This window comes from Micromonospora purpureochromogenes (genome assembly GCF_900091515.1).
GTDB lineage: Bacteria > Actinomycetota > Actinomycetes > Mycobacteriales > Micromonosporaceae > Micromonospora > Micromonospora purpureochromogenes.
Window position 1 is genome coordinate 5,454,246 of sequence record NZ_LT607410.1, and the last position, 18,634, is coordinate 5,472,879.

Here is an 18,634-nt window from a genome sequence, read left to right on the forward strand (position 1 = left end):
CGGTGTGTCGAGGACCCGTGCCGGGAACGCGGTCGCGGTCGCCGTGGCGCCGCGGGCGGAGCCCGGAGAGGCGTCGGGGTCCGGTGCGGAGGCGCCACGGGGCTCGACAGACGTCACAGTCGGCGGAGTCTACCGGAGCCGGAGAATAGCCCGAAATTCACACTGCTGTCCCTTGTGGCCGTCGGACACGGCCGCGAGGCGCTCCCCGACCGTTGCGTACCATGTGGGCTTCCGGCAACGACGGCGAGGCGATCGGGAGGCGTACAGGTGGCTTCAGTCCGCCGCCGCGGCACGACGGCCACCGCACTGCTCACCTTGGTGCTGGCCGCGACCGCCTGCGGCCCGGTCGCCGACCGGGGGGCCCGCGAGCTGCGGGTCGGCTACGACAGCCTGGACGGCACGCTGCCGGTCTGGCCGCCGCGCGGCTCGCTCGCCGGGGACGCCGCCGCGACGCGGGCGGTCACCGAGGCGGTACGCGCCTGGCGGTCGCCGATCGACGACCGCGCCCACCTGCCCTCCTCCGGCATCCTCTTCTCCGGCGAGGTCGACGGCACCCGGCTGGCCCTGGTCGCCGCCGACGTGCCCGGCGAGGGCGCGTCCTGGCTGCTCCAGCTCACCGGCGACGGCGGCCGGTACACGGTGACCCGGGCCAGCGAGTACTCCGACCCCGGCTACCTCGCCTACGCCGACGTCCTGCCGGTGCAGCTGGCCGACGGCCGGCGCTATCTCGCCTCCGGACGGGTGGAGCGCCTGCTCGGGCCGGACGGCCGGGCGCTGGTGCTCTCCGACGGGCTGAGCCGCCGGGTGCGCGTGCCGGCCTGCGCGGCCGTGCCGGTCACCGCGACGCTGCGGGCCACCGAGTCGCTGCCGCGCGGTCGCGCCGCCGAGCGCCTGCTCGACCTCGGCACCGCCACCGCCGAGCCGCGCTACCCGCTGGTCCGGGACGAGACCGGCTCCGGCCGCCGGGCCCTGGACGGGCTGGACACCTGCGTGCTCGCCGACGAGCGGGGCCCGTTCGGCAGCGTCCCGCGCCGCATCGGCGACCGGGACGCACCCCGCTCGGCCCCGGAGTCGTGGCCGATGGAGAAGGTGAGCGTCCGGGCGATCGGCGAGATGGCGCTGGGCGGCGGTGACCCGGGCGACCTGGAGCAGCTCACCTGGGAGACGGACGCCGGCACGATGACCGCGGTGGTCTACCGGCCCGCCGACGGCGGCACCCCGGTGGTCTCCCCGGCGGACCGGTCCAACCCCCTGCAGACGTACGTGCTGCCGGTGCCCGGGCAGCCGTTGGTGGTGCTGACCTGGCGGGGCACCCGCGACGCCTCGCTGTCGGTGCCGCCGGGCACGCCCCGGCTGGTGGACCGCCCCGGCCTGACCGTGGTGCCGATGCCGGCGGCGAGGCAGACCTTCAGCCTGGCCGGCGCGGAGAAGACCTACTACCGCTCCGTCGGCGGCCGCTGACCCACTGGGGTGCGCCTCTCTGCAAGCACCCCAAGGCGGGGGCCGTCGATAAGCAGGGGGACGCCCACCTCCTGTGGAGCTGATGTCGTCAACGACTCAGCGCCGAGCCTGCCCAGGCGCCGGGCGTCGCCGATTCGTCCACGACATCAGCTCGACAGGAAGCCGGAGGGACCCTGCCGGCTCCCCGGCTCCCGCCGCTACCGGGACGCGCCGACGGGCGGCCCCGGGCACCGGGACCGCCCGTCGGCGAGGTCCTGTCCTCAGTTGGGGCTGGCCTCGCTGGCCCGCAGCCGGACCGGCTCGACCGGCTCCGCGTCCAGGCCCGAGATCCAGCCGATGACGTTGCGCGCCACGTCCTGCGCGGTGAGCCCCAGGTCGCTGAGGATCTGCGCGCGGGTGCCGTGCGGGTGCCAGCCGGCCGGCACGCCGAGGTCGCGCAGCGGCACCCGGACGTCGGCGTCCCGCATCGACTGGGCGAGCGCGTCGCCGACGCCGCCGACCCGGACGCCGTCCTCGACGGTGACCACGAGCCGGTGCCCGGCGGCCAGCTCGACCAGCTCGGCCGGGACCGGGCGGACCCAGCGCGGGTCGACCACGGTCACGCCGTAGCCCTGCTCGGCGAGGCGGGCGGCGACCTCCATGCCCAGCTGACCGAAGGAGCCGACCGCGACCAGCAGCACGTCGGTACGCGCCGACTCGGCCAGCACGTCGACGGTGCCGATCCGGCGTACGGCCGGCAGGTCGGCGGCGACGGTGCCGGTCGGGAAGCGGACGATGGTCGGGCCGTCGTCGACGGCGACGGCCTCCCGCAGCTCCTCGCGGAGGCTGGCGGAGTCGCGGGGCGCGGCGATGCGCAGGCCGGGCACCACGCCGAAGACCGACATGTCCCAGATGCCGTAGTGGCTCGGCCCGTCCGGCCCGGTGATGCCGGCCCGGTCGAGCACGAAGGTCACCGGCAGCTTGTGCATGGCCACGTCCAGCAGGACTTGGTCGAAGGCGCGGTTGAGGAAGGTCGCGTAGACCGCCACCACCGGGTGCAGGCCGCCCATCGCCAGGCCGGCGGCCGAGGTGGCGGCGTGCTGCTCAGCGATGCCGACGTCGTACACCCGCTCGGGGTGCTTGCGGGCCAGGGTGGCGATGCCGGTGGGCTCGGCCATGGCGGCGGTGATGCCGACCACGTCGGGGCGCTCGTCGGCGATGGCCACCAGCTCGTCGGCGAAGACCTGGGTCCACTTCACCGAGGGGGCGGCGAGCAGCTTGCCGGTCTCGGCGTCGAAGGCGCTCGGGCCGTGCAGGCAGTCCGCCTCGTCCTCCTCGGCGGGGCGGTAGCCGTAGCCCTTGCGGGTGACCGCGTGCACGATCACCGGGCCGCCGAAGTTCTTCGCGGCGCGCAGCGACGACTCGACGGCGGCGATGTCGTGCCCGTCGACCGGGCCGACGTACTTGATGCCGAGGTCCTCGAACATCGCCTGCGGGGCCACCGCGTCCTTGATGCCCTTCTTGACCGCGTGCAGCACCTCGTACATCGGCTTGCCGACCAGCGGCGTGGAGCCGAGGGCGTCCTTGACGGTGTCGAGGACCTTCTCGTAGCCGGGGTTGAGCCGCAGCGAGGAGAGGTGGTCGGCGAGGCCGCCGATGGTCGGCGAGTACGACCGGCCGTTGTCGTTGACCACGATGACGAGGGGGTTGCCGGCGGTGGCGATGTTGTTCAGCGCCTCCCAGCACATGCCGCCGGTGAGCGCGCCGTCACCGACGACAGCGACCACGCTGCGCTGCTCGCCGCGCAGGGCGTACGCCTTGGCCAGCCCGTCGGCGTACGACAGGGCGGTGGAGGCGTGCGAGTTCTCGATCAGGTCGTGCTCGCTCTCGGCCCGGCTGGGGTAGCCGGAGAGCCCACCGCGCTGGCGCAGCTTGTCGAAGCCGTCCTGCCGCCCGGTGAGGATCTTGTGCACGTACGACTGGTGGCCGGTGTCGAACAGGAGCCGGTCGCGGGGAGAGTCGAAAACCCGGTGCATCGCCAGGGTGAGCTCCACCACGCCCAGGTTGGGGCCGACGTGCCCGCCGGTGCGGGAGACCTTGGCGATCAGGAAGTCACGGATCTCGGCGGCGAGGATGTCCAGCTGCTCGGCGGTCATCCGCTTGACGTCCTGCGGACCGCGGACGGCGCCCAGCAGCCGACCGTGGTTGGCCGTGCCCTCTTCAACACTCATGAGCGAAGAGTCTATCGGCCGCCCGCCGCACCGCAGCTCGGCCGTGGATCATCCCAGCTGGTTCCCAGGTTCAGGGCACGACGACCAGCCGCCGCGGCGGCGCGGGCGGGGTGGCGCCGTGCGGCGGCCCGGCCGGCGTCCAGGCGCCCAGCACGGCCGCCCGGCGGGCGCCGGTGACCGAGGGGATCGCCCCGGGCAGGCCGTGCCAGGAGAGCCAGCCGAGCAGGGCGAACGCGTACGCCTCCTTGGCCTGCGCCGGCACGCCCAGCTCGTCGGTGATGCGCAACCGCCAGCGCCCGGCGCCGAGGGCGGCCAGCCGGCCCAGCAGTGTGCGGTTGCGCACTCCCCCGCCGGCGGCGACCACCTCGGTGACCCGGTGCCGGTCGCACGCGGCGGCGACCGTGCGGGCGGTCAGCTCGGTCAGGGTGGCCAGCACGTCGTCCGGGGCCACCGGCTCGCCCAGCGCGGCCAGCCGGTCGTCCAGGTAGCCGGCGTGGAAGAGCTCCTTGCCGGTGCTCTTGGGGGGCGGTGCGGCGTAGTACGGCTCGGCGAGCAGCGCGGCCAGCAGGCCGCCGTGCACCCGGCCGGCGGCCGCGCGGGCGCCGTCGAGGTCGCAGGGGCGGCCGAGGAGCCGCCGGGCCGCCGCGTCGAGCAGCGCGTTGGCCGGGCCGACGTCGTACCCGAGGACCGGCGCGCCCGCGGCGACGACGGTGAGGTTGGCGATGCCGCCCAGGTTGAGCGCGGCCCGGGGCCCGCCGGCCGCGTCGAGCAGCAGCGCGTCGAAGGCCGGGACCAGCGGCGCGCCCTGACCGCCGGCGGCGACGTCCGCCGAGCGCAGGTCCGCCAGCACGGGTACGCCGACCCGGGCGGCCACCCGCGCCGGCGCGCCGAGCTGGAGGGTGCCCCGGGTGGTGCCGCCCTCGACCCAGTGGAAGACGGTCTGGCCGGGCGAGACCACCAGGTCGGCCCGCCCGCCGGCCAGCTCGACCCCGAGCGCGGCGGCGGCGGCGAAGACCTCGCCGAGGGCGTTGTCCAGCCGGCAGACCGCCTCGATCGTGGTGGCCGCCGGGGGCAGCAGCGCGCCGATCGACTCGCGCAGGGCCTCGTCGTAGTCCAGCCCCCGGTGCCCGAGCGGACGCATCCGCAGGGTGTCGCCGTCGGTGGTGAACTCGGCGGCGACCACGTCCACCCCGTCGTACGAGGTGCCGGACATCAACCCGACGATCTTCATCGGGTCAGGCTAGTCACCCGGCGGGCGGCAGGAACAACCCCACGCATTCGACGTGCTGGGTCATCGGGAACAGGTCGTACCCGCGCAGCCCGGCGAGCCGCCAGCCGAGCCCGGTGAAGGTGCGCACGTCCCGGGCGAAGGCGGCCGGGTCGCACGCCACGTACGCGACGGCGCGCGGCCCGGCGGCGACCACGTCCCGCACCACCGGCGCGCCGGCGCCGGAGCGGGGCGGGTCGAGCACCACCAGGTCGACCGGGCCGGTGATCCGGCGGCGGGCCAGCGCGGTCTCCACCCGGGCGGCGACCACCTCCACCCGGGGCAGGTCGGCCAGGTTCTCCCGGGCGGCGGCGACCCCCGGCGCGGAGGACTCGACGAGGGTGATCCGGGCCTGCGGGCCGACCCGGCCGGCGAGGGCGGCGGCGAAGAGGCCGGCCCCGCCGTACAGGTCCCAGGCGGACTCGCCGGGGCGCGGGTCGAGCAGGTCGAGCACCGCCCCGACGAGGGTGTCGGCGGCGGCCGGGTGCACCTGCCAGAAACCGGCGGCGGGCAGCGTCCACTCCCGGCCGGCGGCCACCTCGCGGACGGTCTGCGGCCCGCTCACTCCGGTGGCCACCCCATCGGTGACGGCGGCGACGCTGACGTCCCCGCCGGTGGAGGCGACGGTCTCGACCGCCTCGGCGTCCGGCCAGCGCGCGCCGGACGGGGTGAGCACCGGCAGCTCCCGGATCGCCGGGCGGGCGATCCGGCACCAGTCGATCGGCACGACCTCGTGCGAGCGGTGCTTGAGCAGCCCGGCCCGGCCGGCGGCGTCGACGGCGTACCGGACCCGGGAGCGCCAGCCGAGCGGCCCGCCGGGCAGCGCCTCGACGGCCACCCCGAGCGCGTCCACCTCGGCCTCGGTGAGGCCGCCCAGGCGGAGGAGCTGCTCGCGCACCACGGCGGTCTTCCAGTCGAGCTGGGCGGCCGGGGTGACGTGTTGCAGGTCGCAGCCCCCGCAGCGGCCGGGTTTCGCCCACGGGCAGGGCTGCTCGACCCGGTCCGGCGACGCCTCGAGGATCTCCACCGCGTCGGCGCGGGCGAAGCCCTTGTGCAGCTCGGTGATCTCGGCCACCACCCGCTCGCCGGGCAGCGCGTGCCGGACGAAGACCACCTGGCCGTCGACCCGGGCCACGCAGTGCCCGCCGGGGGCGACCGCGCCGACGGTCAGCTCGACCCGCTCGGCCTCCTCCAGCCCGCGCCGCTCCCCGGCGCCCGGCACGTCGCCGGTCGGGCCGGTCACGGCCGGCCCCCGTTCGACGGGCCGCTCTCGCCCGGCGGGGCGGAGACGACCGGCGGCAGGGTGCTGCGCGGGGCCACCCGCGGCCCGCGCGCCGGGGTCCGGCTCAGCGTGGCGTCGAGGCGGTCCAGGTTCTTGCTGGCGGTCGAGGCGAGCTGCCAGGGCACGCTGGTCACCATCACCCCCGGCTCGAAGAGCAGCCGCCCCTTGAGGCGCAGCGCGCTCTGGTTGTGCAGCAGGTTCTCCCACCAGCGGCCGACGACGTACTCGGGGATGAAGACGGTGACCACGTCGCGGGGCGACGCCCGGCGGGTGGAGGCGACGAAGTTGAGGATCGGCCGGGTGATCTCCCGGTACGGCGAGTCGACCACGGTGAGCGGGACGGGCAGCTCGCGCCGCTCCCACTCTTCCTGGAGCTGCCGGGTGTCCTTCTCGTCGACGTTCACGGTCACGGCGGTGAGCGTGTCCGGCCGGGTGGCCCGGGCGTACGCGATGGCCCGCAGGGTCGGCTGGTGCAGCTTGCTGACCAGCACGATGGCGTGGTTGCGGGCGGGCAGCACGCCCCGGATCTCGGTCGGCTCCAGCTCGGCGGCGACCCGGTCGTAGTGCCGGCGGATGGCGAGCATCACCAGGTAGATCAGCGCCATCGCGGCGATCGCGATCCAGGCGCCGAGCAGGAACTTGGTGAGCAGCACGATGATCAGGACGGTGCCGGTCATCGCCATGCCGAAGGCGTTGATCGCCCGGGACCGGACCATCCGGGCCCGGGCCTCCGGGTCCCGTTCGGTGCGCAGGTGCCGGTTCCAGTGCCGGATCATGCCGGCCTGGGAGAGTGTGAACGAGACGAACACCCCGACGATGTAGAGCTGGATCAGGCGGGTCACCTCGGCCTGGAAACCGACGATCAGCACGATCGCGAAGACGGCCAGGAAGACGATGCCGTTGGAGAAGGCCAGCCGGTCGCCCCGGGTGTGGAACTGTCGGGGCAGGTAGCGGTCCTGAGCCAGGATCGAGCCGAGCACCGGGAAGCCGTTGAACGCGGTGTTGGCAGCCAGGAAGAGGATCAGCGCGGTCATCCCGGCCACGACGAAGAGCAGCGCCGAACCGGAACCGAAGACCGTCTCGCCGAGCTGGGTGGTGACCGTCTTCTGCACGTACCCGTCGGGGCCGGAGATGATCTGCCGGGTCGGATCCTCGACGAACTGCAGGCCGGTCAGCCGGGACAGCCAGATGATGCCGACCAGCATGCTGACCGCGATCGTGCCGAGCAGCAGCAGGGTGGTCGCCGCGTTGCGGCTCTTCGGCGCCTTGAACGCCGGCACCCCGTTGGAGATCGCCTCCACACCGGTCAGCGCGGCGCAGCCCGAGGAGAAGGTCCGCAGCAGCAGGAAGATCAGCGCGAACCCGGACACGCTGTGCTCGGCCTGGATCACCAGGTCGGCGCTCGGCGCGCGCAGGTCGTCGCCGAGCACGAAGTACCGCACCAGCCCGGTGAGGATCATCCCGACCATCACGATGATGAAGCCGTAGGTGGGGATCGCGAAGGCGGTGCCCGACTCGCGAAGACCACGCAGGTTCATCGCGGTGAGCAGCGCCACCGCGATGACCGCGATGAGCACCTTGTGGGTGGCCACGAAGGGCACCACCGAGCCCAGGTTCGCCACCCCGGAGGAGACCGACACCGCGACGGTGAGCACGTAGTCGACCATCAGCGCGCTGCCCACGGCCAGGCCGGCCCGCGGCCCGAGGTTGACGGTGGCCACCTCGTAGTCGCCGCCGCCCGACGGGTAGGCGTGCACGTTCTGCCGGTAGCTGGCGACCACGGTGAGCATCACCACGACGACCGCGAGGGCGATCCACGGTGAGAAGAAGTACGCCGAGGCCCCGGCGATCGACAGCGTGAGCAGGATCTCGTCGGGCGCGTACGCCACGCTGGAGAGGGCGTCGGAGGCGAAGACCGGCAGGGCGATGCGCTTGGGGAGGAGGGTGTGCTGGAGCCGGTCGGACCGGAACGGTCGACCGACGAGGAGTCGCTTCAGCAGCGAGGTGGGACTGGCCACAAGCGCTAAGGGTACGACCACCGCGCGCCGACCGTCGGGGGTGCCTGATCACCACCCCGCGCGCCCGCGCGGTACGGTCGGTCCCCCGTCGGCGCGGCGGACGTGGCACGCTCGCAGAGAGCGCCGCCGTCCGCCGAACGGGCGGCACCTTTGGGAGGGACACCAGTGCATGTCGTGATCATGGGCTGTGGCCGGGTCGGCTCGACCCTCGCCCACAGCCTGGAGTCCCGGGGTCACTCGGTGGCGGTGATCGACCAGGACGCCGACGCGTTCCGCCGCCTCGGGCCCGACTTCGCCGGCATCACCGTCACCGGCGCCGGCTTCGACGGCGAGGTGCTGCGCCAGGCCGGCATCGAGCGCGCGGACGCCTTCGCCGCCGTCTCCAGCGGCGACAACTCCAACATCATCTCGGCCCGGCTGGCCCGCGAGACGTTCGGCGTCTCCCGGGTCGCCGCCCGCATCTACGACCAGCGCCGGGCGCAGGTCTACGAGCGGCTCGGCATCCCCACCGTGGCCACCGTCCGGTGGACGGCCGACCGGATGCTGCGGCACCTGGTCCCCGAGGGCAACATCGAGATCTTCCGCGACCCCACCAGCACCGTCTCGATCATCGAGGTGCCGGTGCACAAGGAGTGGGTCGGGCGGCCGCTGCACCAGTTGGAGGACGCGGCCGGGGCGCGGGTGGCGTACCTGATCCGCTTCGGCATCGGCACGCTGCCCACCGCCTCCACCGTCGTGCAGGAGGGTGACCAGCTCTACGTGCTGGTCACCGACGACATCGCCGCCTCGGTCACCGCGGTGGCCGCGGCGCCGCCCGAAGGAGGGCTCTGAGCATGCGGATCGCCATCGCCGGCGCCGGCAACGTCGGCCGGTCGATCGCCCAGGAGCTGATCGACAACGGCCACCAGGTGATGCTGATCGAGCGCCAGCCCCGGATGCTGCGCCCGGACCGGGTGCCGGCCGCCGACTGGGTGCTGGCCGACGCGTGCGAGCTGGCCAGCCTGGAGGAGGCCAACGTCGCCGGCTGCGACGTGGTCGTCGCGGCGACCGGTGACGACAAGGTCAACCTGGTGGTGTCGCTGCTGGCCAAGACCGAGTTCGCGGTGCCCCGGGTGGTCGCCCGGGTCAACCGGGCCGAGAACGAGTGGCTCTTCACCGAGCAGTGGGGCGTCGACGTGGCGGTCAGCAAGCCGCGGGTGATGGCCGCGCTGGTCGAGGAGGCGGTCACCGTCGGCGACCTGGTCCGGCTGATGACCTTCCGGCAGGGCGAGGCGAACCTGGTCGAGATCACCCTGCCGCCGACCGCGCCCTACGTCGGCCAGCCGATCCACGCGGTGCCGATCCCCCGGGACGCCGCGCTGGTGGCGATCCTGCGCGGCAAGCGGGTGCTGGTGCCCAGCCCGGACGACCCGATAGAGGCCGGCGACGAGCTGATCTTCGTCTGCACCGCCGAGGTGGAGGACGAGGTCCGCGCGGTGATCCTCGGCCCCGACAGCGTCGAGCGGACCCGCGGCAACGGCTGAGCCGGCCGAGCGCCGCAGCGCCCGGGCGCGCCGGACGGGCTCAGGCGCCGGGCAGCGGCTGCGGCGCGCCCTGCCGGGTCACCCGGCGCACCGCCCAGACGGTGATCAGCAGCAGCAGCGCGTACGGCGGGTAGCCCAGCGCCAGCCGGGCCACGCCCAGCGCGGCGTCCTGGTGGGCCAGGTAGAGCCCGGCCTGCACGCCCACCTTGGCCAGCCAGACCACACCCCAGAGCACGGTGAGCTGGGTGAAGGTGCGCACCAGCCGGGGATCGTCGCGCCACTCGGAGCGCCCCTTGGCGACCAGCACCGACCAGATCCAGCCGACCAGCGGCTGGCGGATCGCCGCCGAGATCAGCAGGGCCACCCCGTAGGCGATGCCGTAGAGGATCCCGGGGAGGTAGAAGTCCCGCTCGTCGCCGGTGCGCCAGGCGATGAACGCGCCGACGGCGATGCCGACGAGCCCGTTGACCGCGTGCCGGACCGGCCGCCGCTGGGCCAGCCGCGCGACGGCGATCAGCACCGCCACGCCGACCGAGGCGATCACGGCCGGCCGCAGGTCACCCACGACGTTGGCGAGCACGAAGACCACCACGGGGATGCTGGACTCGACCATCCCCCGCCAGCCGCCGAGCTGGTCGGCCATCTGCTCGGCCAGGCTGGGCAGCTGCCCGTCGTCCTCCGGGGGCGTCTGCGGCGCGGCGGCCGGATGCTGTCCCGTCGTCACTTCGGCGACTCCAGCTCGTAGTACGGGTTGTAGATGACCTTGCGGTCGTCCCGGACGGCCACCCGACCCCGGGCGGTGAGGTGCCGCCCCGGCTCGATGCCGGCGATGTGCCGCCGGCCCAGCCAGACCAGGGTCACCACGTCGCTGCCGTCGTAGAGGTCCGCCTCCAGGGTGGGCAGGTTGGTCCGCGGGGTGTAGACCACGGTGCGGAGCCGGCCGGTGACCGAGACCACCTGGCCGCGCATGCACTGCCGGGCCGGCACCCCGCCGCACTCGGCACTCTCCCGTTGCAGCTCCTGCGCCTCGATCTCGGCCTCGCTCGCGGTGAGCCGCCGCAGGATGCGCCGCAGCGACACCCGGCCCTCGTCGGTCGTCATGACCTCCGCGCCACCCTCTCCACGCTGACCGGCCCGCGCCGGCACTGGCCCGGCCCCGCCGATGCCGGAACCGTCCCGCCAGCGTACGCCGATCCCGCCCGCCGGACCGGTCGGGCGTACCCGCGACAGCGGGCGGGCGGGCGGAGCTGGCCGGACCCGGTCCACCGGCCCCCCGGTGACGGGTGGGCCCGGGGCGGGCGGGGCCGGGTGGGACCGGCCGGACACGGCGCCGGGCCCGGCTCCGTCGGTGGACGGTGCCGGGCCCGGTGCGTGGTCGTTGCCGTGCCGGTCAGGCCTCGCGCGGGGCGGGTGCCGGAGCGCCACCCTCGCCGCCCTCGCCCCCCTCGGCCTGCTCGGCGACCTCGCGGGGCAGCCGCAGCGGCAGCGGCTCGCGGACCGGCTTCGCCTCCTGCCCCCGGTCGACGACCAGGCCGTCCAGGCACTCGGCCAGCGGCCCGGCCGCGGCCGGGTTGGTGGCGGCGGCGCCCTGGTAGACACCGCGGACCATCCAGCGCGGCCCGTCGATGCCGACGAAGCGCAGGTCGGTCAGGCCGTCCGGGGTGCGTACCCGGGCGTGCAGCTCGGTGCCGTACTCGCCCTCGACCTCCTGGCCGGCGGCGCCGTCGGCGAAGAGGGACTGGCGGATCTCCTCGCGCACCTCGTCCCAGATTCCCTCGGACCGGGGCGCGGCGAAGACGCCGAGCTGGAGGGCGTTCTCCCCGTGCACCAGCACGACCTGCTGGATCACGCCCTGCGGGTCGGCCTGCACGCGCACCTCGACGCCGGGCACCGCCGGGATGTGCAGGCTGCCCAGGTCGAGCCGCTGCACGCCGTCCGGCGCCTCCGAGCTGTCGTACGGGCCGCGCGACGGACCCGTCGGCTCGGCGTCGTACGAGTCGAGGACCTCGGCGGCCCGCTCGTCACGGGCACCCCGCCCGCCGTCGGCCCGCTTCCGGCTGAAGATCACTGCGCCCACCCTCCGCTGTTCGCACTCACCCTGCCACCTCTTCCGTCTGTCCGCCCGCCCGGTCGGGATCTTCCCGTCGGCCGGTCGAGGGCGGCGGCACCAGACCGGCGTGTCCGCCAGTCGAGCCGTGTCCACCGGCCCCGCGCCGTGACCCGGGCAGCTCGGCCACCGGCTGGAAATCCGCCCGCTCCACCCGCTGGACAACGAGCTGCGCGATGCGATCGCCACGGGAGATCTTCGCCGGCCTGTCCCGATCATGGTTGATCAGGTTGACCAGGATCTCACCCCGGTAGCCGGCGTCGACCGTACCGGGCGCGTTGAGCACCGTCACGCCGAGCCTGGCGGCCAGGCCGGAGCGCGGGTGCACCAGGCCGACGTACCCCTCCGGCAGCGCCAGCGCCACCCCGGTCGGGACCAGAGCCCGGCCGCCGGGAGGCAGCTCGACGTCCGCGGCGGCCACCAGGTCGGCGCCGGCGTCACCGGGATGGGCGTACGCGGGCAGCGGCAGCTCCGGGTCGAGCTGCCGCACGGGCACGGGTACGACGTGGGTCACGGTGCTCCCTCTTCCGTCGAGTTCTGGGGGTGGCCCTGCCATCCTGCCGGGTCGGACTGCCACCGCGCGCCGTACCCTCGCAGGTGTGAGCGTGTCGCCTTCCCCGTCCTCGCCGGCCCCGCGCACCGCGGCGGCCGCGGAGCACTCCGAACGGCTGAGTCTGCCCTGGTGGCTCTGGGTGGCCGGGCTGGCCCTGTCCGGGCTACTGGCCGCCGAGCTGTGGATGGGCGCCCCCGGGGTGCGGGCCTGGCTGCCCTTCGTGGTCCTCCCGCCGGCGACGGCGGTCGCGCTGTGGTGGCTGGGCCGGGTCCGGGTGGCGGTGCGCGACGGCGAGCTGTTCGTGGACGACGCCCACCTGCCGGTGCGGTACGTGGCGGACGTGGTCCCGTTGGACGCCGCCGGGCGCCGCGAGGTCCTCGGCGTGGGCGCGGATCCGCTGGCCTTCGTGGTGCAGCGGCCCTGGATCGGCGGCGCGGTGCAGGTGGTGCTGGACGACCCCGCCGACCCGACCCCGTTCTGGGTGGTCAGCACCCGTCATCCGGTCGAGCTGGCCCGCGCGGTCATGGCCGCTCGCGACCCGGCCTGACTCCTCAGGGCAGGGCCCGCCGGCCGCCGGGCAGTGCCCCGCCCTTGCGACGCAGGTCCCAGCGGATCTCGTCGGCGAGGGTCCTGGTGGCCCGCCGGTTGAGGTAGCTGGCCACGGCCGCGCCGGTGAGGAACGGCCCCAGCGTGGTCAGGTTGCGCCCGAACCGCTTGAGCATCGTGTCGCGCAGCTCCTTGCGGGCCGCGGTGCCGAGTACCGCGCCGACGCCGACCCCGGGCGTCATCGGGTTGATCCCGCGTTGGTTGGCCCAGGACTGCATCAGGGCGATCGCCCGCTGGCTGCCGCCGGTGGGCAGCGGCACGTGGTAGACCTCGTGCAGCTCGCCGATGAGCTTCAGCTCGATCGCCACCACGGCGACGGTCTCGGCGGCCAGCAGCACGGGCGCCGAGAGCAGGGTCGGGGTGGCCACCCACTCCACGGCGGCGATGCCGCCGCCGGCCGCACCCACCCCGGCGGTGGCCCGGGCGGCGTTGCGGATGAGGCGCTCGGCCAGTGCCTCGTCGTCGAGTCCGGGGAAGTGGCGGCGCAGCGTGGCCAGGTCCCGGACGGGGATGTGCGGCGCCACGTCGGCGACCGTGTCGGTCATCCAGCGCAGCGCGGCCTTCGGCTTGAACAGGTCGGCCAGCCCGCGGGCCCGCGCCAGCCCGACCAGCCGGGTGAGCAGTTGGCGGCGGCGGGCCGGCTCGATGTCGTCGGCGGTCAGCGCGGCGACGGTGGCACCGAGCTCCTCAGCGGCCCGATCGGCCGATTCCGGCGTGCCGGACGTCGGGCCGGCGCCGGACGGTGCCGCCTGCCGCGCACCGGTGGCCCCGGCGCCCGGGAGGTGCCTGCGCAGCGTGGCCAGGTCCCGGACCGGGATGTGCGGCGCCACGTTGGAGACCGTGTCGGTCATCCAGCGCAGCGCGGCCTTCGGCTTGGACAGGTCGGCCAGCCCGCGGGCGCGCGCCAGCAGTTGACGGCGGCGGGCCGGCTCGATGTCGTCGGCGGTCAGCGCGGCGACGGTGGCACCGAGCTCCTCAGCGGCCCGGTCCGCCGATTCCGGCGTGTCGAACGGCGCGTCGAGGGTGCCGCCGGCCGCTCCGGCCGCGCCACCGGACGTCGGGTCGGCGCCGGACGGTGCCGCCTCCCGGTCACCGGTGGCCCCGGTGCGCGGGCCGCCGGTGCCGTCCGGGCGGTGGGTGGCACCCGACTCCGGGCGCGTGGTGGCTCCCGGCTGCGCCGGGGCGTCCGCCGCGGCGCCGGGGCGCGGCCCGGTCGGCGTACCCCCCGCCGGCCCACCGGCCCGCTCGTCGCGTTCGCTCATACCGCCCGACCTCCCGTGCTCCCGTCGGCGTGGTCACCGCCCGTTACGAGTCAAGCAGCTCCCCGCCGCCCCCGCACGGCAGCTCGGGCAGCGGCGGCCCCGTCGTGGCGGCCGCCGCCGATGTGCGGTTCAGGGTCAGACGCACTCGCGGCAGATCAACTCGCCGTTGCGCTCCACCGCCAGCTGGCTCCGGTGGTGGACCAGGAAGCAGCGGCCGCAACGGAACTCGTCCTGCTGCATCGGCAGGACCTTGACGGTCAGCTCCTCGTCGGCCAGGTCGGCGCCGGGCAGCTCGAAGCTCTCGGCCACCTCGGCCTCGTCGACGTCCACGGCGCCCGACTGTGAGTCGACCCGCCGGGCCTTGAGCTCTTCCAGGCTGTCCTCGCCGAGGTCGACCTCGTCGCGACGCGGGGCGTCGTAGTCGGTGGCCATCGGTTCACTCTCCCATATCGATATTGTCGCTTCCGGTTGTAACGCCGGACGACGTTGTTTCGGTTCCCACTGGCCGGCCACCCTTTGTGTCGGTCACCCGACCCACCGGCCGCTCGGGCCGGGGGCCGACAGGGGCCTCCCCCAGCGAGCGCGGAACCTTACCCCCCTCGGGCGAGGCATGTATACCGCCCTCGTGGCTGAGATGTACGCCCCAGCCCCCCGAGTTGTTCCCAATGTGACTCAGGCGACACGAAGATAGGGGTAGTAGTACCCGCTTCCCGGATGGCGCGCCGGCATGTCGGACTGTTTCCACGCGACGGTCGGACAACCGTTAACCTCAGCGGCGTACTCGACGGCCGGCGGGGCGGCCCGACCACCGGCTGGCCGCCGCCACCCATCACTGTCCGGGGAGCGCCCAGATGAGTTTTGCGCGAGTGCGAGCACTCGTTGTCGTCGGTCTGCTGGCGGTGGTCGCCCTGGTCTTCGTCGTCGTCGCCATGGTGCGGGACACGCAGGGCAAGGCGGGCGCGGCCGGGGGCTGCCCCGAGGGCTGGCCGCTCGCCGACATCACCCTGCGCGAGCCGAAGGACGTGAAGATCAACGTCTTCAACGCCACCGACCAGATCGGCCTGGCCGGCAACATCGCCGACGACTTCCGCAACCGGAAGTTCCAGGTGAAGAAGACGGCCACCGCGCCGAAGGGCGTCGACGAGGTGGCGGTGCTGCGCTATGGCCCCAAGGGCGTCGGCTCCGCGCACCTGCTGCGGGCCTACTTCCTGAACAACGCCGAGCCCGTGTACGACGCCAAGCGCAAGGACGACATTGTCGACGTCGTGCTCGGCAACGGCTTTCAGCAGCTGGCCACCACCACCGAGGTGAACCAGTCCCTGGGCGACCTGGGCGCGCCCGAGGCGCCGGCCGGCTCCTGCCCGATGCCGATCGAGAAGTGACCGTTCGGCCAGCCGGGAAGGCGGGCCGACCGGACTGATCTGACCGAAACGGCGGTGTCCCCCGGGACACCGCCGTTTCGCTGTCGGAGAACGGACGGCGCGCGTGGGCCGGGTCCGGGCGGTCAGGGGCCGCCGGAGGCGTCGAGGTCGGCGAGCCGGTCGTGCAGCGGCGCGAAGAGCGCCGGCGGCGCGGCGATCACCAGGTCCGGGCCGGCCGGCCGGCCACCCAGCCCGGCGACCCGCAGTCCCGCCTCGGCGGCCACCAGGCCGCCGGCCGCCTGGTCCCAGGCGGCCAGCCCCTTCTCGTAGTAGGCGTCCACCCGCCCCTCGGCGGCCAGGCAGAGGTCCAGCGCGGCGGCGCCGAGCCGGCGGATGTCGCGGACGTGCGGGATCAGCTCGGCGATCACCCGGGCCTGGTGCGAACGGCGCGCCGGGTCGTAGCCGAATCCGGTGGCGACCAGCGCCTGGCCCAGGTCGACCTCGATCGAGCAGCTCAGCCGCTGCCCGTCGCGCCAGGCCCCGCCGCCCGCGGTGGCGGTCCACTCCTCGCCGGTGAACACGTTGCGCACCACCCCGGCGACCACCTCGCCGTCGACCTCGGCGGCCAGCGACACCGCGCAGTACGGCAACCCGTAGAGGTAGTTCACCGTGCCGTCGATCGGGTCGACGATCCAGCGCACGCCGCTGGCCGCACCGTCGGCCGCGCCGGCCCCGTACTCCTCGCCGAGGACGGCGTCGTCGGGGCGTACCCGGTGCAGCGCGTCGAGGACCTGGCGCTCGACGGCGCGGTCCGCGGCGGTGACCACGTCCGTGACGGTGCTCTTGGTGGCGGCGACCGACACCCCCTCGGCGCGCATCCGGTGCGCGGTGGCCGCGGCCTGCCGGGCGACATCGATCGCGATCGCGAGCAGTTCGGCCGGTTCCGGCGCCGAACGAGTCATGGTTCGTCCCCTTCCCGCACGATCGGGACGCCCCGCCGTGCGCGCGGGTATCATCCTTACAAAGTCCACATCTGCGCCGAATCGGCGGTCCCCGCCGCCGGTACCCCGTGCGCCGCAGGATGATCGCCGCAGACGGCGTTACAATTCACCCTGCCCACGCGCCACGGACCGCCGCCGGACGGCCGGCCCGGGACACGGGGGTCCCTCAACGACATCGCCCGGCACGGTGCCCCACGCTGCGCCGGACGACCCGGCCGTGCCCGCTCTTCGCCTCCGGAAGGTCATTCGTGACAGAACCCCGCCAGACCGGCGCCGACGTTCGCTCGCTCACCGACACCCTGATCGCCCACGCGCAGAGCGCCGGTGGCCAGCTGACGTCGGCCCAGCTCGCGCGCACCGTCGAGTCCGCTGAGGTGACCCCGGCCCAGGCCAAGAAGATCCTGCGGGCACTCTCCGATGCGGGGGTGACCGTGGTCGTGGACGGCTCGGCCAGCACCCGTCGCCGGGTCGCCGCGGCCCGATCCGCCACTCCGGCCTCGCGTGCCACCACCGCCAAGACCACCAAGAAGGCCGCCGCGCCCGCCCCCAAGCAGGCGCCCGCCGCCGACGAGGCCCCGGCGCCCGCCCCGCGCAAGGCGGCGCCGCGCAAGGCCACCACCACCACCGCCGACGTGGCCGCCAAGGCCGCCGCGCCGGCCGCCAAGGCGACGAAGTCCACCCGCGCCACCAAGGCGACGGTGGCCGCGGCCGGCAAGGCCACCAAGGCCACCGCCGGCAAGGCCAAGGGCGAGGGCGCCGAGGGCGAGATCGACCCCGAGGAGCTCGCGGCCGCGATCGAGGACGTGGTGGTCGAGGAGCCGGCCGAGCTGACCAAGGCCGCCGAGGCCGACGCGGCCAGCTCCGCCACGGACAACGACTTCGAGTGGGACGACGAGGAGTCCGAGGCGCTCAAGCAGGCGCGTCGCGACGCCGAGCTCACCGCCTCGGCCGACTCCGTCCGGGCGTACCTCAAGCAGATCGGCAAGGTTCCGCTGCTCAACGCGGAGCAGGAGGTGGAGCTCGCCAAGCGGATCGAGGCCGGGCTCTACGCCGCCGAGCGGCTGCGCGCGGCCGAGGAGGGTGAGGAGAAGCTCACCCGCGACATGCAGCGGGACCTGGGCTGGATCTCCCGCGACGGCGAGCGCGCCAAGAACCACCTGCTGGAGGCCAACCTCCGACTGGTCGTCTCGCTCGCCAAGCGCTACACCGGCCGCGGCATGGCCTTCCTGGACCTGATCCAGGAGGGCAACCTCGGCCTGATCCGCGCGGTCGAGAAGTTCGACTACACCAAGGGCTACAAGTTCTCCACGTACGCCACCTGGTGGATCCGGCAGGCGATCACCCGGGCGATGGCCGACCAGGCCCGCACCATCCGCATCCCGGTGCACATGGTCGAGGTGATCAACAAGCTCGGCCGGATCCAGCGCGAGCTGCTCCAGGACCTGGGCCGCGAGCCCACCCCGGAGGAGCTGGCCAAGGAGATGGACATCACACCGGAGAAGGTGCTGGAGATCCAGCAGTACGCCCGGGAGCCCATCTCGCTGGACCAGACGATCGGCGACGAGGGCGACAGCCAGCTCGGTGACTTCATCGAGGACTCCGAGGCCGTCGTCGCGGTCGACGCCGTCTCCTTCTCGCTGCTGCAGGACCAGCTCCAGCAGGTGCTGCAGACGCTCTCCGAGCGTGAGGCGGGCGTGGTACGCCTGCGCTTCGGCCTGACCGACGGTCAGCCGCGCACCCTGGACGAGATCGGCCAGGTGTACGGGGTGACCCGGGAGCGGATCCGGCAGATCGAGTCCAAGACGATGTCCAAGCTGCGTCACCCGTCCCGTTCCCAGGTGCTCCGCGACTACCTGGACTGACCCCTTCACGTCAACCAGCCGTGTCGGTTTGACCACTAGCCGTAGAACACTCAAAGGTGATCGGTCGGTTGCCTGTTTGTGATCGTTGACGTGGCACCCTTGACACACGGCACACTGTCTC

The 18,634-nt window shown here is 74.3% G+C and carries 17 protein-coding genes; 6 read left to right on the plus strand and 11 right to left on the minus strand.

The features are described from left to right. Positions 1 to 267 precede the first annotated feature (267 nt). Complete coding sequence (locus GA0074696_RS24840) at positions 268 to 1,461, plus strand: hypothetical protein (RefSeq protein WP_088963316.1); 1,194 nt, start codon at positions 268 to 270, stop codon at positions 1,459 to 1,461. Between the two features lie 260 nt (positions 1,462 to 1,721). Here GA0074696_RS24840 and dxs read toward each other — a convergent pair whose 3' ends face one another. The 4 genes from dxs to GA0074696_RS24860 all read right to left on the minus strand — a co-directional run bounded on the left by dxs (position 1,722) and on the right by GA0074696_RS24860 (position 8,238). Next, complete coding sequence (gene dxs, locus GA0074696_RS24845) at positions 1,722 to 3,671, minus strand: 1-deoxy-D-xylulose-5-phosphate synthase (protein ID WP_088963317.1); 1,950 nt, start codon at positions 3,669 to 3,671, stop codon at positions 1,722 to 1,724. 70 nt (positions 3,672 to 3,741) lie between these two features. Continuing rightward, a complete protein-coding gene (locus GA0074696_RS24850) occupies positions 3,742 to 4,902 on the minus strand; it encodes an anhydro-N-acetylmuramic acid kinase (RefSeq protein WP_088963318.1) in 1,161 nt (386 codons plus the stop codon). A 13-nt stretch (positions 4,903 to 4,915) separates the two neighbouring features. After that, positions 4,916 to 6,181, minus strand: coding sequence for a class I SAM-dependent RNA methyltransferase (locus GA0074696_RS24855; protein WP_231925148.1), 1,266 nt, complete (start codon positions 6,179 to 6,181; stop codon positions 4,916 to 4,918). Then, a complete protein-coding gene (locus GA0074696_RS24860) occupies positions 6,178 to 8,238 on the minus strand; it encodes an APC family permease (protein WP_088963319.1) in 2,061 nt (686 codons plus the stop codon). The genes GA0074696_RS24855 and GA0074696_RS24860 overlap by 4 nt, the downstream gene beginning before the upstream one ends. Before the next feature lie 165 nt (positions 8,239 to 8,403). Between GA0074696_RS24860 and GA0074696_RS24865 the strand changes: the two genes are divergently transcribed. Together GA0074696_RS24865 and GA0074696_RS24870 are read left to right on the plus strand one after the other, a co-directional pair. Then, positions 8,404 to 9,069 (plus strand): potassium channel family protein, encoded by a 666-nt coding sequence (locus tag GA0074696_RS24865; RefSeq protein WP_088963320.1) that lies wholly within the window; start codon positions 8,404 to 8,406, stop codon positions 9,067 to 9,069. Positions 9,070 to 9,071: 2 nt separating this feature from the next. Continuing rightward, entirely contained in the window at positions 9,072 to 9,761 is a 690-nt protein-coding gene (locus GA0074696_RS24870; RefSeq protein WP_088963321.1) for a potassium channel family protein, read from the plus strand. A gap of 40 nt (positions 9,762 to 9,801) precedes the next feature. Here the strand turns inward: GA0074696_RS24870 and GA0074696_RS24875 are convergent, their stop codons facing one another. From GA0074696_RS24875 to dut, 4 genes are all read right to left on the minus strand, one after another. After that, the gene (locus GA0074696_RS24875; protein WP_088963322.1) at positions 9,802 to 10,485 is read right to left on the minus strand and encodes a DUF3159 domain-containing protein; all 684 of its coding nucleotides are present in this window, start codon (positions 10,483 to 10,485) and stop codon (positions 9,802 to 9,804) included. Then, complete coding sequence (locus tag GA0074696_RS24880; RefSeq protein ID WP_088964795.1) at positions 10,482 to 10,862, minus strand: OB-fold nucleic acid binding domain-containing protein; 381 nt, start codon at positions 10,860 to 10,862, stop codon at positions 10,482 to 10,484. The genes GA0074696_RS24875 and GA0074696_RS24880 overlap by 4 nt, the downstream gene beginning before the upstream one ends. Before the next feature lie 289 nt (positions 10,863 to 11,151). Then, complete coding sequence (locus GA0074696_RS24885; protein WP_088963323.1) at positions 11,152 to 11,829, minus strand: DUF3710 domain-containing protein; 678 nt, start codon at positions 11,827 to 11,829, stop codon at positions 11,152 to 11,154. Positions 11,830 to 11,854: 25 nt separating this feature from the next. Continuing rightward, a complete protein-coding gene (dut, locus tag GA0074696_RS24890; protein ID WP_088963324.1) occupies positions 11,855 to 12,424 on the minus strand; it encodes a dUTP diphosphatase in 570 nt (189 codons plus the stop codon). 49 nt (positions 12,425 to 12,473) lie between these two features. Between dut and GA0074696_RS24895 the strand changes: the two genes are divergently transcribed. Next, a complete protein-coding gene (locus GA0074696_RS24895) occupies positions 12,474 to 12,968 on the plus strand; it encodes a DUF3093 domain-containing protein (RefSeq protein WP_088963325.1) in 495 nt (164 codons plus the stop codon). 4 nt (positions 12,969 to 12,972) lie between these two features. Here the strand turns inward: GA0074696_RS24895 and GA0074696_RS24900 are convergent, their stop codons facing one another. Both GA0074696_RS24900 and GA0074696_RS24910 read right to left on the minus strand, forming a co-directional pair. After that, positions 12,973 to 13,878: a hypothetical protein gene (locus GA0074696_RS24900; protein WP_456238175.1), complete on the minus strand. Its 906-nt coding sequence runs from the start codon at positions 13,876 to 13,878 to the stop codon at positions 12,973 to 12,975. A 546-nt stretch (positions 13,879 to 14,424) separates the two neighbouring features. Beyond that, the gene (locus GA0074696_RS24910; protein WP_046565779.1) at positions 14,425 to 14,721 is read right to left on the minus strand and encodes a DUF4193 domain-containing protein; all 297 of its coding nucleotides are present in this window, start codon (positions 14,719 to 14,721) and stop codon (positions 14,425 to 14,427) included. A gap of 434 nt (positions 14,722 to 15,155) precedes the next feature. Between GA0074696_RS24910 and GA0074696_RS24915 the strand changes: the two genes are divergently transcribed. Next, entirely contained in the window at positions 15,156 to 15,671 is a 516-nt protein-coding gene (locus tag GA0074696_RS24915) for a LytR C-terminal domain-containing protein (RefSeq protein WP_172894735.1), read from the plus strand. Between the two features lie 122 nt (positions 15,672 to 15,793). Here the strand turns inward: GA0074696_RS24915 and GA0074696_RS24920 are convergent, their stop codons facing one another. After that, positions 15,794 to 16,612, minus strand: coding sequence for an inositol monophosphatase family protein (locus GA0074696_RS24920; protein ID WP_088963327.1), 819 nt, complete (start codon positions 16,610 to 16,612; stop codon positions 15,794 to 15,796). Positions 16,613 to 16,899: 287 nt separating this feature from the next. Between GA0074696_RS24920 and GA0074696_RS24925 the strand changes: the two genes are divergently transcribed. Further along, on the plus strand, positions 16,900 to 18,513 hold the full coding sequence (locus tag GA0074696_RS24925) for an RNA polymerase sigma factor (RefSeq protein WP_088963328.1): 1,614 nt from the start codon (positions 16,900 to 16,902) through the stop codon (positions 18,511 to 18,513). Positions 18,514 to 18,634 lie beyond the last annotated feature (121 nt).

What these genes read in the sequence shown, in the direction of transcription:
- dut (WP_088963324.1), bottom strand. Translation starts at nt 12,424, where the DNA reads ATGGCAGGGCCACCCCCAGAACTCGACGGAAGAGGGAGCACCGTGACC.
- GA0074696_RS24880 (WP_088964795.1), bottom strand. Translation starts at nt 10,862, where the DNA reads ATGACGACCGACGAGGGCCGGGTGTCGCTGCGGCGCATCCTGCGGCGG.
- GA0074696_RS24850 (WP_088963318.1), bottom strand. Translation starts at nt 4,902, where the DNA reads ATGAAGATCGTCGGGTTGATGTCCGGCACCTCGTACGACGGGGTGGAC.
- GA0074696_RS24920 (WP_088963327.1), bottom strand. Translation starts at nt 16,612, where the DNA reads ATGACTCGTTCGGCGCCGGAACCGGCCGAACTGCTCGCGATCGCGATC.
- GA0074696_RS24900 (WP_456238175.1), bottom strand. Translation starts at nt 13,878, where the DNA reads ATGACCGACACGGTCTCCAACGTGGCGCCGCACATCCCGGTCCGGGAC.
- GA0074696_RS24870 (WP_088963321.1), top strand. Translation starts at nt 9,072, where the DNA reads ATGCGGATCGCCATCGCCGGCGCCGGCAACGTCGGCCGGTCGATCGCC.
- dxs (WP_088963317.1), bottom strand. Translation starts at nt 3,671, where the DNA reads ATGAGTGTTGAAGAGGGCACGGCCAACCACGGTCGGCTGCTGGGCGCC.
- GA0074696_RS24910 (WP_046565779.1), bottom strand. Translation starts at nt 14,721, where the DNA reads ATGGCCACCGACTACGACGCCCCGCGTCGCGACGAGGTCGACCTCGGC.